Raw genomic sequence first — 14,889 nt, 5'->3', positions numbered from 1 at the left:
TAGTGTAATATAGGGGGATATTAAAAAATAACCCTATTAAATTCTGAATGAGTTACAAAAGTAGAACACTTGACCGTATTGATTTAACAATCCTTGATACTTTGCAACGAAATAGCCGCATTTCTAATGTTGATTTGGCTAAGCACATTAACCTTAGTCCAAGCCCTTGCCTAGATCGAGTCAAACGATTGGAAAGCGAAGGCTATATAAAACGCTATGGCGCGGTGTTGGATGCCAAGAAGCTTGAACTTGGTATGTCTGCCTTTATTCAGGTAACGCTAGATAGAACAAAAGCAGAGGTGTTTAACCAGTTTCGCGACAACGTTGTCGATATTAAAGAAGTGGCTGAATGTCATATGGTTGCTGGTGGTTTTGATTACCTCGTAAAATTGCGGGTAACCGACATGGATAACTATCGAGAGGTGTTAGGTAAAGTGGTTGAATTGCCAGGGGTAAGTCAAACCCATACCTATGTGGTTATTGAAAAAGTCAAAGAAGACTTAGGGTTACCTGTTTTAGGCAAGGCAATTAACTAGCGTATTTGTTCCAAGTCTCTAAATAATAAAACAAAATATGCAATATTAAAATTTTATGCCATACTCAGGTTTGAGTTGTAAACTCATTGTTAACAATAGTATCAAATCGGAGTCGACAGAATGAAAAAGTTAATGACACTAACCGGTGCGGTTTTGACCCTAGCTTTGACAGGGTGCGTTACCTCTAGTGAATTAGAAAGCCACAGCAGTGATATGAACGCGAAAATTGACGGTCTTGCTGCACAGATGGAAGCTCTTTCTGGTGAGCATGCAAGCCTAAAAGCTGATCATGCAAAAACCATGGCTGAAGTACAAGAAGCAAAAGAAATGGCTGCTGCTGCCGCTGCTGAAGCGCAAAAAGCTAATGAGCGCGTAGATAACGTCGTAAGCTCATACAAGAAATAAACAGATTTAAACAAAGATAAAATAGCCGGCTAAGCCGGCTATTTTTTTGTCCGTAAGTAAATGGGGTTCAGTTTATATTGTCAGTTAAGCTTGTCACTCAATCATGGGGACAATAGTGGCTTAGACCGCAGATTATTCTGATCTGATCTCAACCGGCAGGCCGTTAGGGTCTAAAATCAATTCTTCCAATATCTCTAAATCTTCAGGATTATTGCCAATAAAGCGCTGTACGCCATTGGATATTGGCAATAAGCTCGGGATATTGCCTTCGTTATCGGTTAGTGGGCTATGAATTTCAATAATACGAGTATCTGGCTCAATATAAGTCATTTTAATCGGCGTATTGATGATTTTTACTCGTGTACCTGACGCTGATTTTTTAAATAACCATTCAATATCTTCGGGATGCATACGAATACAACCGGCGCTGGCGCGCATACCAATACCGAATCTTTGATTGGTACCATGAATTAAATAGGCACTGGTACCTATGCGCATCGCGTAATCGCCTAAAGGGTTATCTGGCCCCGCAGGGATCATCTTAGGCATTTCTTTACCGTGCTTTTCTAAATACTCTTCACGATGGTCCGCCGTCGGAAACCAATTTGGGTTTTTCCGTTTTTCGGTAATTTTATCGATTAAAGTTGGTGTCATATGACCAATGCGGCCAATGCCTACTGGAAACACATGAACTTTTTGTTTTTTAGTATCAAAAAAGTACAAGCGCAATTCGGATAGGTTGATGACTATACCCTCATGTTTGCCATAAGGCAGAATCATTTGCGTTGGAATAAGCAATTCGGTGCCAGGCTCTGGGCGTAAAGGGTCGACGCCTGGGTTTGCTTCCATTAGAGCAAGGAAGCCAACGTTAAACTGTTCGGCCAGTTTTTGAAAATAATCACCTTTTTTGGCAGTGTAATAAGTTAGTTCACCAACCAAACGACTTTTGTCTTGTGGTAAGTTAAATTCAAGGGCGTTGCTAGTAAAGCAGGTCAACAAAAGGCATACCTTTGTGAACCAAAAAGCGATTTTATTCATTTGTGTGCTAACTTAATGCCAAATACGATAGACGTAGGTCGTTATTTAAATATAAAGTAAGTTTACTCTGGCCTTTTCTGGATTACCAGTTTTGAGAAGCAAGCTGCCAAGTTTTAGTGGAAATTGCTGTTAATAAAGAGCAAAAAGAACATTTTTAATCATGGTATATAGGACGATTAAGTGTACAAATTAGTCGAGCGCAATTTACAAACAAAAGTCAGCGATATCGAGTGGCAAACGCGCCTAGATTTAGCCGCCTGTTATCGATTGGTCGCGGATATGGGTTGGGATGATTTAATTTATACCCATATTTCTGCCCGCATTGGTGATAGTGAGGAGTTTTTGATCAATGCCTTTGGTGTTGCCTTTGATGAGGTAACGGCGTCCAATCTGGTTAAAATTGATATTGACGGCAATATCCTTGATGGTGGTGAGTTTCAGATTAATCCTGCAGGCTTTACCATTCACAGTGCCATACACCAGGTACGCCATGATGCCGCATGTGTGTTGCATTTGCATACCCCAGCGACAATCGCCGTTGCATCACAATGCCAAGGGTTGCTACCTCTTAGCCAATACGCCATGTTTTCACTTCCAAGCCTAAGCTACCATAATTATGAGGGGTTAGCGGTAAATCCGTCGGAAAAGCAACGATTACAGCAAAACCTTGATAACAATAATCATATGTTACTGCGTAATCATGGCGGTTTAACTTTGGGCCCGTCTATCGCCGATGCTTTTATGCGCTTTTATGATCTTAATCGAGCCTGCGAGATTCAATTGCAGTTACAAGCCTCTGGGCAAGACTTGATCAATATTCCACAGCGCATTATTGATAATATTTATAAGCAGGCAAATATTGTTCATTCCGGTAAAACCGGTGGTCAAAAAGCCTGGCCAGCAATGATGCGCAAAGCCTACCGACTTGATCCAGGTTTTGCTAAATAACCTCGCAACTATTATTTGGATATCCTAAAACATGAAAATTAATCGAGTAGAAATTTTTGATATTGAGTGCCCTAAACGAGATGTATGGAACCCAGTATTCATTCGTATTCATACCGATCAAGGTATTAGTGGCGTCGGTGAAGCAGGGCTAGCCTACGATCTCGGCCACAGTGCCGCGGCACATATGATCAAAGAGATCGCCGAGGCCATGCTAATCGGACATGACCCATTTCAAACCGAAGCATTATGGACTCGCATGTTACGTGAAAGCTTTTGGGGCTTAGGAGGCGGACCGGTTATTTATGCGGCGATGAGTGCCATCGATACAGCGCTTTGGGATATCAAAGGGAAAGCACTTGGTGTGCCTGTTTATCAGTTGCTCGGCGGCAAGGTAAACCACAAATTGCGAACCTACGCGTCACAATTGCAGTTTGATTGGGATAGCGAAGTTAATCGACTATTTGCACCTGAAGATTATGGCAAGGCGGCACAAAAAGCGATAGGCGACGGTTATGACGCGGTTAAGGTCGACCCGATTATGTATGATGCTGAAGGCACCTGCTTTTTTGATCGCACCAAGTTATTCACTAATAAAGAAATGAAACTGTTCCGTGCGCGTTTGCAAGCGATTCGCGATGCTATTGGTGAAGATGCTGATATTATCTTTGAATGCCACTCGCTGCCGGGGGTTACTAGCGCGGTCCAGTTGGGTGAGTTAGTTGAAGAGTTTCGTTGTATGTATTTTGAAGAGCCGGTTAATTACCTAAATCCGGACTTGCATCGTAAAGTCGCGGATAAGGTCAATGTACCGATTGCCGGCGGTGAACGCTTATACAATCGTTGGGGCATAAAACCATACATGCAAGACATGTCGATAGATGTGTTACAACCCGATATTGGTTTGTCAGGTGGCTTCACGGAAACCAAAAAAGTCTGTGATTATGCGGACACATTCGATGTTCGAATTCAGGCTCATGTATGCGGCGGCCCTGTTGCCACGGCCGCATCGCTGCACTTAGAAACTGCGATCCCTAATTTTCTTATTCATGAACATCACACCTACGCCATAAAAGATTGGAACCGTGAATTGTGTGTTCAGGATCCGCAACCGGTTAATGGCTTTTTTGAGGTCTCAGAGGAACCGGGATTAGGCATTGAGCTGAATGATAAAATCGTCTATCGCTCACCACATATGGAAGTGAAATAAACTTAATCAAAGCGATATATTCGCTTAGCATTATCATGGCAAATCGCATTTATCGTCGTTTCCGACACGGGGATGGTTAAATAGCTTTGCCATAGTTGCTGATAACTGCGCGAAAATAAGGTCAATGGAAAGTTACTGGCGAGCATCACTTGTTGTTCGCCAAAGATGTCAAGCAACTGCAACACGATCTGCTGCATCTCGGCATCTTGCCATCGGCGATCACGCATTTCCCAGCCAGAGCATTTAATCGCAACCTGGCCAGTATTTGCTAACGCCCTTAAATGTTGATGCATTGTTGGCGTCAACTGATTTTCCTGTAAACCACAATGATTAACAACGACCTGTAAATTTGGGGTTGTGGACAAAACGTGCAACAAGGCGTTAATGTTTTGCTTATTATGCAGCGCCGCCTGACATTCAAAGAGCAGGTTTTGTTGTGCTAAATACGTCAAATTTTGCTGGCTAATGTTTTGTCCGAGAATGGCATGCGCCTGATCGCCAAGAATATGGCGAATGCCAACAACACTGCCTTGATTTAGCAACGTCTGGCACTGCTGAGCAAAACTTTGCGTGCTGAGATCAGCGAAGGCGATGCTTTTAAATGGCTTGTGCAAATGTTGTTGCAACCATTGAATTTCACGTTCTGGTTGGTTATTGTCGAAACCCGCTTCGAGATGCACCAACCCTGTTAACTTAATACTCGCCGGCAGCTGTAAATCATCTTCACTAAAATTTTTACGGATAACTGATTTATCAGGCCAGTGCGGTGGCTGGTCGGCATTAAGCCAGTGATAGTCACCAGCGCGTAAATCAAATAAGTGCAGGTGCGGGTCAATAATATTCATATTATTTGCTGGTGTAACCACCATCGATGACCTGCAGCGAACCGGTAATAAAGCTGGCTTTTTCGGATGCTAAAAATAGCGCGAAATCGGCAACTTCTTGCGGTTGACCAAGACGGTTTAATGGTTGCAGTGCCGCTTCTTCGGCGTGAACCTTATTTTTATCGGCACCACTGCTTTGGCAGTAGTTATCAATAGCCTTGTGATACAACGGGGTTTCTATGGTGCCAGGGCAAATGGCGTTGGCGCGAATATTAAAGCTGGCGTAATCCAGCGCCGTGGTTTTAGCCAGAGAGGCCAAGGCATGTTTTGATAAATTATACGCAAATGACGATGGCTTACCGACAATGGCTTGGTCTGAGGCGATATAAACAATGGCACCATTATGTTGCTGTTTCATCATCGGCAGCACCGCTTGTGTTGCCGCGATAGCGCCTTTAACATTGAGCGAAAACAGCTGCTCAAAGGCTTGCTCTGATGTGTTTTCAATATTGGCTGTGTAATGCATTCCAGCATTTGATATCAGCACATCAACGCGGCCATGGCTATTGATGATGTTGCCAATTGCGGTATGAACCTGTTGACTGTCGCGCATATCGCAATCTATAAAATGGCCGGTGTTTGACGTGCTAATATCGAGGTTGTAGACAATATAACCTGCATCAATAAATGATTGGCAAATGGCAAGGCCGATACCTGACGAACCGCCGGTGACAATGCATACTTTGTTTTGTTGTTGAAGGCTATCGTTATTCATTGTACTTTCTCACTTTTGACCCGTACTGATGTTAGCTGGCTTGACCATTAACGTGAAATCGTTGTTGATCGTTGATATTGCCCTGACGATCATATGTTTGCTCAAAAAAGCGTATATTACCGGATGTGTGTTTTAATACTAACGCACTGGAGCGGGTACCATAATCACTGGACGTGATAAAAATACTCGACAGCATTCGTTCCCAATCAAGACCTACGCCGGTATCCGGCAGTAAATGTTCTGGTGCTTGTTGTGTATCTTGTAATAAGCGCAACATTTGTTGGCAATCCGGAGCTTGTTGTTTGGCTTTAGCCTGTTTTACTAAAGCCTCTAGCGCTTGCTCACCGCGCGCCATTTTGGGCCAAACATCATCCATTTTGCCATTGCAAACCGCATGAAATCCTGCATTTAACGCACTTGAACGTGCCGTCATACTATTAAAGCAATACAGTGTGTTATTGGCGCTATATATCAAGTTAAATGGGTTGTATTGTTGATGATTCTGAGCAAGCCTTTGTGGCGTTATTTGCTGTACTAACGCTTGGCTTACCAAGTGACCACGAGAGAGCGCGTCATCTCTATGGGCTTTGGGCGCGCGAATGTTGGTCAGTGCAGCAAACTGTCCTTGTTTGTTTAAACCAAGCCAAGTGCCACCTTGTTGTAAATCTTTGCCGGCGATTATTCCGTCTGGTTGCTGCCAATGGTGCGCTGCTTGGGTTGGTCGAGCATGAAATTCATCGCGATTGGCAGCGATTATCAATGGATAATCTGGGTGTTGGTCAATGGCAATGAATAAAATACACATACGTGAGTTACAACGAACTTTTCGGTCTTAGCGCTACATTGGCAAATATCAACCCAGCGACTAGTGACATAAATATTAAAAAGGTTTGTGAACCAATTTGCTCGGTGCTGACAATCTGGCTACCGGTGATCATCGCATTAAGGCCGATATAAACTTTTGAACCCGGAACCAAAACGACCAAGCCTTGCAGCATCACCACTGTCGCTGGCGCTTTTATATAACGCGCGAATAAGTTTGAATAGATACCAATGGCAAAAGCACCGACAAAGGCACCTAAAGCGAAACCTAGGTATTTACCAGCCCAGAGGCTAGCAGCATAGGCAATAAAGCCACTTAAAATTCCCCAAAAGGCATGGCGTGGACGTGCATTAAAGATAATCACCAAAGACAGTGACAAAATAAATACTGCTAACCACGAACTCCATTGTGGCACCATGACAGCATCGATTTTATCTGCAGTGCCCCATAACAAGTTGCCCAAGGTTAGGCCCAAAATAGCCCCGAAATATAGTTTGAACATGACCATGGTGGCATCCATTATTTTTGCCGTACCCGAGATCAGGTTTTTTTCTGCCAACTCACTTAAGCCTGTGGTCAATGACAAGCCCGGTATAAATACAATGATACTCGACAGTATCACTAGCGGTGCATTAATAGAGGGGTCAATTAGGGTAATAACGCTCGCCAATATGGCGGTAACGATACTGGAAAGCGGCTCTAGAGAATTGGCGATTCCGCTGGAACGTTGTGACCACAGCACCAATAAAAACACCACAAAGCCTAACATCGTCGACCAAAACACATCATTCCAAGAGGTGTGCATCAACAACGCAAAGGCACCACCTGAGGCACCGAAACCTAAAAAGGTTAGTATGGTTGAATAGGGAGATGGCTTTTCTTCAATTTCGCGCAGTCGTTCAATGGCTTCGCTAAGGGTTCGTTGTCCTGAAGCCAACTCTTCAACCACATCATTGGTGCGCGACAATGCGGCCAAGTCAATATCGCCAGGGTTAACACGAACAATAAAGTTGTAGTCTTGCTGATCTTCAGGGTTGTAGAGAACAAAGGTCATTGATGTTGGCGTTAGAACGAAAGACGCCTGCACTTCGAGTAATTTAGACACACTTTTGAGATGATTTTCCAGACGATAAGCGGTTGCACCGAACTTATGCAGCATTTTACCTAAGGTAATAATAAAGTGACGTTTTTGTGTAAACGAGTCTGGTTTCAATGACGGAGCCCTGTATAACAAATAGTAATAATGAATTAGGCTAATTTTACTATCTATTTGCTAACTCTGTTAGCTTTTTTTGGTGCTTTTTGTGTTCTGGTAAAAATTGCTCGGTAATTTATATGTTGTTGAGCTGGTTAGTTTTATTAATTAGTTGCTGTGTTTTATATTACAGCTATAGTATGATTATTGACCAATTTGCAAGGAGCACACAAAATTGAAAAAATTGATCACCATTCCACTTTTATTTAGCTGTATCATTCCCATCTGTTTTGCCAACAACTCAATTGGTTTTGATAGCGTTGCTGACGCCTTGTCATCATTAAAAGAAAAGCAAGGTACCAGCTTTCGTACCTACAGCGGTTGGACCGTGGTCAACTACACCGAAGATAATTACTTTGTACTCTGGTCATTTACGCCAAAGTCTCATGCGGCGCATCCGAGCGCGATCAAAAGGGTCTTAATAGAAAATGGCAATCGTTTCTTTATTAATTCGTCAACCTTATGTCAGGCGGAGCAACAAGCTTGTGAACAACTGAAAACACAAATTCGTAATTCAAATAATGATATTTATAAAGTCATGGATGGCGATTTATCCGGCTAAATATCGGCAATAAATTCATTAAAAAGGGTCGCTTATGGCGACCCTTTTTAATGAATTGGTTAGCAACAATCGATTAATCGGCTAACATCATTTGGCGAATGATAGGTACCGGTGAGCTACCATAACTTAAAAATTTATTATGGAATTCGGTTAAATTGAAGTCGTCGCCCATTTTTTGCTTCATCTCTTCACGTAAATCATAGATCTCAGAGTAACCGGTAAAGTAACTGGTTAATTGTACCTGTGACAATGTCGCACGACGCCATTTACCTCGAGCTTCCGCTTCTTGTTGGAATGCTTGGTTGATCATTAAGTCCAATGCTTCTTCTTCACCGATGCCTTTTACTTGAATCGAGTAATCAATGATAGAATTCATAATGACACGCAGGTTCCACTTGTAGTACATCAACCAAAGTTCAGGCTCAAAACTGCCGTAGCCTTCTTCAAGCATCATGCGCTCTGTGTAAACCGCCCAGCCTTCGACCATGGCGCCATTACCAAAGATCGATTTAACCAAAGATTTTGATTTATTACTGTGTACCAATTGGGTGTAATGACCCGGTACCGCTTCGTGAATGTTCAGTATCTGCAAGATCCAATGATTGTATTCGCGTAAGTAACTCTCCGCCTGCTCATCATTAAAGTTATCCAATGGGGTAACGTTATAGTAGGTGTTAGCACCACTGTCATATGGCCCTGGCGCACTGATTGATGCACCAGCAAAACCACGCATGTAAGCCGGAGTTTCACGCACCACCAACGGCTTGTCGGCATCCATTTCAATCAGGCCTTTTTCCATGACAAACTGTTCAAGCTCTGGGATTTGCGCCTTGATTGCGTCAACAAAATCGTCGCGCTTAACGTGTTTTACGGATAAGTGATCAATCAGTTGTTTCACGGCGACCAACTTGTCTTCTGGCATTGCTTGCTCGGCAAAATATTTTGGCCATAACTCTTCAGTCAGCTTAATGACCTCACCATGAACTCGCTCTTTTTCCGCTAGCGCTTTTTGGTAAAGTTGTTTTGCGGTTAAGCCTGAGTAAATATCAAATTTAAATTTCTTCTCATATAAGTCTTCACCGATACGAAAATCACGGGCATTGCCGGAGGTCTTCATCTCTTCAAGTTTATTGCTTAAAAAGTCAATATAATCGTTTATCGCCGCGGTAGATTCAGCAAGACGCGCATTGAAATCAGCCTTTTCCTGCTCAGATAATCCTGAGTCGGTAACCGCTTGCAAAATGGAGTTGTTAAACAGAGCCGCGGCACCTTGGTTTTGCTGAATTGCTAATTCGGTATGAGTAATGGTTGGATTCATTAGGTTGTCTTTTGCCGCTTGATAAAACGCAGGTACGTTTTGCATGCGACGGTAAATGGTGCGTAAACGCTCCTCCATCGGTTTGTAATCGGTGTTAAGAATCACGCCAAAAACACCGGCTACATTGTAGTTGGATGGGTCCCATTGATAGCTTTTCAGCTCTTCAAAGGTAAAGATTTGAGATTCTAAGTGGTTTTTCAGTATGTAGTAATCACTGGCGTTACTATCGTTTAGCTGGTTGACATCCATTGCCAATAATTGTGCTAATTTTTCTTTCGCGACGGCAATTTCACTTTTTAATATGTCTTCACTTGGAACCGTCATTTTGTCATCGTATTTGTAGTAACCGACATAAACTGCGTAACCTGGGTTAAGCTCCCACAACTTTTCAATTAAGTCTTCAGAAAAACGACTAAACTGCGGATTCAAATCTTGCTTGGCTTGGCTGTCTTTTGGCGCAGCTTCGCTGACTTGTGCTTCAGCTGTTGCTTGCGGCTTTTTTTGCTCATCAGCAGGTGAACAAGCGGTTACAGCCATAATGATGGCGCTGGCGAGTATGTGTTTTTTCATGGTAATCGACCCATTGAGTTGGTTTTAGTGTTCCTACCTTGCCAATAAAATACTGGCAAATCAATATGAACAACTGAATCAGATTGCATTATAATAACGCCAATACAAATGTTTAGGAGTTAAAATGCGAGTTTGTGGCGTAGAAATAAAAGGCGATGATGCCATTATCTGTTTGGTGGCACTTGAGAATAATTTATACGATATCCCTTATATGCGTGTACCAAAAATCAGTTTACAAAAAGGAACCGATGCCGAAAATATTCGCAAGTTTCAGTTTACCTTTGCCAAGTTGGTAGAAGATTACAAGATTGATGCAGTGGTTATCAAAGAGCGCGCGACTAAAGGTAAGTTTGCAGGTGGTTCACAGGGCTTTAAAATTGAAGCGGCGATCCAGTTGATTGATGATCTGCGTGTTGATCTGGTGCGTGCTAACGTAATTAATGAAAAATTAAAGAAATCACAGGTGAGTATTGATTTTAGAGATACTGGTCTAAAGCAATATCAGCAAGCAGCGTTCGAGACAGCCTTCACATCGTTTAATCCTTAGTAACACTGTTGCTTACTTAAACCTTAAAAAGGTCCCTATATAAGGGACCTTTTTTACATTCTCTTTTACATTTGTAGGATTGCCGTGAGCTTATTTTAGCTCGATGCCGATATGATAAAAGTGTCGCTCCGAGGCAAAACTATCATTAACATGTTGCTCTTCTAAGGCATCTTTGCCAGTGGCGTAGTAGTCGACATAGTCGTCATAATCACCGCTATCATAACTTCGAATCAAGTCGACGAAAGTACCTTTAATACTGGTATCAGTGCCTATGATATCTTGATATCCTGGTAGGCCATCAATAATCGGTAGGGCACCTGCAATTGGTGCATAGATTTTCCATCTAGCTGGCATATCTAGCTCTGTTTGCGGATCTTTCGCGCGATACACAAAGGTAAATACCGCCATTTCATGGTTATTCACTGAACCGTAATCGTATAAACCATCGTCTTGAATTTCAGTTAAGCGATCAAGATCGATATCGGGCTCACTTTTACTTGGCTTTAAGTCCAATGCATCGTTGTAGTTATCGGAATAAATACTATGTTCTGAATAAACGCTGACGTTACCGAAAATAGACGATGTATCATCAAATACAATCTGTGCGTTACCTGAGTAAACCGACTCCGCACTGTATTCATGGTTGTCAAAAATCAGTACTTCACCGGCATCTTCTTCGACGGTGATGGCAAAGTGACGAACCCCATTAAACACCTGATCTGTGTATAGCTCTGGATTACTGGATGATATTTGAATCATAGCGGCTGATTCAAAGGCATTGACGTCTTCTAAGCCTGTGCCAAATCCGCCTAACGCCACCAAGTTACCGTTGTTGTCGCTACCTTGCACGGTAAATGAGTGAGTCGCCCAAGGTTGTGAACTGTCACGACAAACTTTAACATCTTTAAATATGGTACTGGTACCACTGATAACCTCAATATCTGCAAATTCGGCGCTGCTGTTGGCTTGTGTTAGGGCATCGATACGCGGGTGATTTAAGGTTAAATCTTGGCTATTGCATTGACAATTTTCGTTAGTGGTTTGGCCGGCATGGGTTGCGTAATAGGTGGCAGCAACATCCGCGTCGACTTGATGAAAGCTTACCGCTTCAATGCCTTCATCATCATCACCTTGTTGATAGTTGGCAACCAAGGTGTAATTGATACGTTGGTTAATCACGTCTACAGCAAAGGCACCTTGTGCGTCGGGATCGTGTCGGCTAATCACCTGCCAATTTTCATCTTGCAGGATCAACTCTACATTGGTAAATGGACTTTCGCTGCCACAATCATTAATGACTTTGGCTTGCAAATTAAAGGTTACCGGCACGGGTAAAGGTTTATTTTCGATATCTTTGGAGCCGCCACCGCCACCACAAGACATCAACAAAATAGACGAAGCTAATACAGAAAAAGAAAATTTTTTCGACATGTGTTATCCGTAATATCGATTATTATTGTCATTTCTGGGCGAAGAAATAGTCGATAGCCCAGTTATTTAGCGCATTTTTGTACGTTACAAACTATCTTACCTTGCAGCCATATAGGAAGGAACAATAAAATCGAAATTTTTTGTTAACAACATGATTTACATTACTTGAGCTTTTTCAATTCTTCTTTATCAGCCTTGTCGATTACTTCTTTGGCAGCCTTCTCTGGATCGGTGCTGTCCTTGCTTGCTTGTTTTATTTTTTCGCTTGAATATGCGCCGGCAACGCCCTCACCAATAGAGGTTGCTTGTGCTTGCAGTTTTTTGCCTTCGGCTTCTCCTGCTAGCCAGCCTTGCTTGTATGAATCATCGCTATTGAACTTTTCTTCATCGCGAATATAGCTTTCATAATTATTACCAGCTTCTTGCAAGCCACTGTGTCGGCCATCATGGAATCCTTGTACGTATGATTGGTCATAGCCAGCCTGACGTAATTCACTATCCGATGTACCACAGCCATAAAATAGGGCGCAACACAGCGCCATAACGATTAATCGCGTCATAATCTTCACTTTTCATTTGTTAGTTTAGATATATCAAATATAGTAGATATTTGCGCATAGATGAATGCGGCTGCTGTGGCATTGACTACAAAAAAACGGTTACCTGAGGTAACCGTTTTTGTTTTAGGGCATTGCAGAGTCGGATTTGCAGACTACTTTTGCGTGGCTACCCATGCATCAATTTTGTTGGCCAAAACAGGCATTGGCAAAGCGCCATCAATCAAAACTTGGGTATGAAATTTGCGTACATCAAATTTATCACCAAGATCCGCTTGCGCTTTATTACGCATATCACGAATTGCTCTTTGACCGGTTTTATAAGCCAGAGCTTGACCTGGTATCGAGATATAACGTTCTACTTCAGCGGTTATATCAGATAAAGCCATAGATGAATTGTCGGCCATAAATTGGATCGCCTGTTCGCGGCTCCAACCAAAGGCGTGCAAGCCAGTATCGACAACCAAACGCATAGCACGCAATTGTTCATCCACTAAACGGCCATACCATTGGTATGGGTCACTGAACATCCCCATCTCTTTACCTAAACTTTCAGCATAAAGAGCCCAACCTTCAGCAAATACCGTGTAACCACCAAATTTTCTGAATTTAGGTAGGCCTTCAACTTCTTGTTGAATGGTGATTTGAAAGTGATGTCCCGGTGACGCTTCATGAATGCTCAGGGTTTCTAACAAGAACTTTGGCTGCGCTTTTAAGTTATAGGTGTTGATATAAAACACACCAGGGCGCGAACCATCCGGTGCTGGCGCCTGATAGCTGGCACCGGCGCTTGATGCGGCACGGAACGCTTCTACGGGCTTAACAACGTAATCAGCTTTTGGGAAAACATCGAATAGCTGCGGCAAGCGAGCATCTATTTTTGCTTTTACATTGACATAAGCGTCAACGACTTCTTGTTCCGTTTCCCAGTAAAACTGCGGATCATTTTGTAGGAAGTCGAAAAATGCTGGCAAATCACCTTCAAAGCCAACCGTCTCTTTCACTTTGGTCATTTCACCTAATATACGGGCAACTTCTTTTTGTCCATATTGATGAATATCTTCAGCAGTCAAAGGTAAAGTGGTGTTTACTTCAATTTGATGTTGATACCAAGCTTTACCATTTGGCAATGCTGATAAGCCAACGCTATCTCGAGCCACTGGCGCATATTCATTTTCTAAAAATTCTGCAAATCGAGTAAATACTGCTACCAGATCGTTTTCAATCATCGCCTGATAGGCACTGCTTAATTGTTGCTTTTGTTCGTCACTGAAGTCTTTATCTTGTAATTTATTAATCGGGCCCCAAAATACGCTATCACTGGCGGCTTCAACCATGTGAGCCTGCATTTGTGGTAGGACTTTGGCAACAATGGCTTTTGGTAACACCATATCGTTTTCCATACCCTTGCGCATCGCTGCTATGGCGCTGTCCATGTAAACCACAAAACCTTCAGCACGTTTTAGAAAGTCTTGATAGTCTTTTACGGTATTAAATGGTTGAGCACTTTCTCCTGAACCAAGCGCGGCGAATGTATTGTGGATACCGTACATTTGGTTTAGTGGCATCATGTAACCATTAAACTGGTAACCTTTAATATTCAGTTCGCGGTCACGCTCAAAGATTTCAAAGCTAAGTAGGTCTTGACCTTGCAGCTTGCTTTTATCGATAGCCCGCAGTTTGTCCAAGTATTTCTGTTCTAGCGCTTTGCCCGCGGCTAGGCTTTGCTCAGAAATCGGCGGGTTAAATTGGTCATTATATTGGTATTCACCGACATACACCGCGTACAAAGGGCTTAACGCTAAACTGTCGTTAAAGTAATCTTCAAATAATTGATTTACTTGTTCAGCGGCAGATACCTGGCGGACGGCGTCTGTTTGGCTTTGTTGTTGCGCTGCGGCATCTGTTGTTGCCGGCTTAGGCGTTTCTTGTTGACCACATGCTGCAAGTACTGCAACAAGCGAGGCGGCGATGGTTGATTTTACCAAAGGTTTCATAGTCACTACCTGTAATTTACGGATTGTTAAAATTTCGCCTAACAGGGTAAACCATCTGAAAATTTTTTTCAGTGAGTGTGGCTAAATAGTGATTAT

Annotated in this window: 15 protein-coding genes; 6 read left to right on the top strand and 9 right to left on the bottom strand. The window is 42.6% G+C overall.

From position 1 onward, the window contains the following. Positions 1 to 47 precede the first annotated feature (47 nt). Both HII16_RS02580 and HII16_RS02575 read left to right on the top strand, forming a co-directional pair. Positions 48 to 536 (top strand): winged helix-turn-helix transcriptional regulator, encoded by a 489-nt coding sequence (locus HII16_RS02580; RefSeq protein WP_169127188.1) that lies wholly within the window; start codon positions 48 to 50, stop codon positions 534 to 536. A gap of 120 nt (positions 537 to 656) precedes the next feature. Continuing rightward, positions 657 to 941: an Lpp/OprI family alanine-zipper lipoprotein gene (locus HII16_RS02575; RefSeq protein ID WP_135438040.1), complete on the top strand. Its 285-nt coding sequence runs from the start codon at positions 657 to 659 to the stop codon at positions 939 to 941. Positions 942 to 1,073: 132 nt separating this feature from the next. Here the strand turns inward: HII16_RS02575 and HII16_RS02570 are convergent, their stop codons facing one another. After that, the gene (locus HII16_RS02570; protein ID WP_211183367.1) at positions 1,074 to 1,940 is read right to left on the bottom strand and encodes a L,D-transpeptidase family protein; all 867 of its coding nucleotides are present in this window, start codon (positions 1,938 to 1,940) and stop codon (positions 1,074 to 1,076) included. 219 nt (positions 1,941 to 2,159) lie between these two features. Here HII16_RS02570 and HII16_RS02565 point away from each other — a divergent pair, with 219 nt between their 5' ends. Further along, entirely contained in the window at positions 2,160 to 2,927 is a 768-nt protein-coding gene (locus HII16_RS02565) for a class II aldolase/adducin family protein (protein WP_169127184.1), read from the top strand. 31 nt (positions 2,928 to 2,958) lie between these two features. Beyond that, positions 2,959 to 4,134, top strand: coding sequence for a mandelate racemase/muconate lactonizing enzyme family protein (locus tag HII16_RS02560; protein WP_169127182.1), 1,176 nt, complete (start codon positions 2,959 to 2,961; stop codon positions 4,132 to 4,134). Between the two features lie 2 nt (positions 4,135 to 4,136). Here the strand turns inward: HII16_RS02560 and HII16_RS02555 are convergent, their stop codons facing one another. From HII16_RS02555 to HII16_RS02540, 4 genes are read right to left on the bottom strand one after another with little or no spacing between them, the layout of a single operon-like run. Continuing rightward, positions 4,137 to 4,979: an amidohydrolase family protein gene (locus tag HII16_RS02555; RefSeq protein ID WP_169127180.1), complete on the bottom strand. Its 843-nt coding sequence runs from the start codon at positions 4,977 to 4,979 to the stop codon at positions 4,137 to 4,139. Position 4,980: 1 nt separating this feature from the next. After that, complete coding sequence (locus HII16_RS02550) at positions 4,981 to 5,733, bottom strand: SDR family oxidoreductase (protein ID WP_169127178.1); 753 nt, start codon at positions 5,731 to 5,733, stop codon at positions 4,981 to 4,983. A gap of 31 nt (positions 5,734 to 5,764) precedes the next feature. After that, positions 5,765 to 6,538: an NRDE family protein gene (locus HII16_RS02545; RefSeq protein WP_169127177.1), complete on the bottom strand. Its 774-nt coding sequence runs from the start codon at positions 6,536 to 6,538 to the stop codon at positions 5,765 to 5,767. A 7-nt stretch (positions 6,539 to 6,545) separates the two neighbouring features. Then, positions 6,546 to 7,769 (bottom strand): threonine/serine exporter family protein, encoded by a 1,224-nt coding sequence (locus HII16_RS02540; RefSeq protein WP_169127176.1) that lies wholly within the window; start codon positions 7,767 to 7,769, stop codon positions 6,546 to 6,548. Between the two features lie 217 nt (positions 7,770 to 7,986). On the opposite strand from HII16_RS02540, the gene HII16_RS02535 reads away from it, so the two are divergent. After that, positions 7,987 to 8,373, top strand: coding sequence for a molecular chaperone DnaJ (locus HII16_RS02535; protein WP_169127175.1), 387 nt, complete (start codon positions 7,987 to 7,989; stop codon positions 8,371 to 8,373). A 73-nt stretch (positions 8,374 to 8,446) separates the two neighbouring features. Here HII16_RS02535 and HII16_RS02530 read toward each other — a convergent pair whose 3' ends face one another. Next, the gene (locus HII16_RS02530; RefSeq protein ID WP_169127174.1) at positions 8,447 to 10,261 is read right to left on the bottom strand and encodes a DUF885 domain-containing protein; all 1,815 of its coding nucleotides are present in this window, start codon (positions 10,259 to 10,261) and stop codon (positions 8,447 to 8,449) included. Positions 10,262 to 10,385: 124 nt separating this feature from the next. Between HII16_RS02530 and HII16_RS02525 the strand changes: the two genes are divergently transcribed. Next, positions 10,386 to 10,808 carry a DUF3010 family protein gene (locus HII16_RS02525; protein ID WP_169127173.1) on the top strand — a complete coding sequence of 141 codons (423 nt, stop codon included), beginning with the start codon at positions 10,386 to 10,388 and terminating at the stop codon, positions 10,806 to 10,808. Between the two features lie 90 nt (positions 10,809 to 10,898). Here HII16_RS02525 and HII16_RS02520 read toward each other — a convergent pair whose 3' ends face one another. The 3 genes from HII16_RS02520 to HII16_RS02510 all read right to left on the bottom strand — a co-directional run bounded on the left by HII16_RS02520 (position 10,899) and on the right by HII16_RS02510 (position 14,793). Then, on the bottom strand, positions 10,899 to 12,239 hold the full coding sequence (locus tag HII16_RS02520; protein WP_169127172.1) for a hypothetical protein: 1,341 nt from the start codon (positions 12,237 to 12,239) through the stop codon (positions 10,899 to 10,901). Positions 12,240 to 12,400: 161 nt separating this feature from the next. Then, positions 12,401 to 12,799 (bottom strand): hypothetical protein, encoded by a 399-nt coding sequence (locus HII16_RS02515; RefSeq protein WP_211183366.1) that lies wholly within the window; start codon positions 12,797 to 12,799, stop codon positions 12,401 to 12,403. A gap of 152 nt (positions 12,800 to 12,951) precedes the next feature. Then, a complete protein-coding gene (locus tag HII16_RS02510; RefSeq protein WP_169127170.1) occupies positions 12,952 to 14,793 on the bottom strand; it encodes a DUF885 domain-containing protein in 1,842 nt (613 codons plus the stop codon). Positions 14,794 to 14,889: the final 96 nt, after the last annotated feature.

It is taken from the genome of Thalassotalea sp. Y01, assembly GCF_012932945.1.
In the GTDB taxonomy this organism is placed as follows: Bacteria; Pseudomonadota; Gammaproteobacteria; order Enterobacterales; family Alteromonadaceae; genus Thalassotalea_A.
The sequence above is the reverse complement of the archived record's forward strand: the minus strand, read 5'-3'. Positions and strand labels throughout refer to the sequence as shown.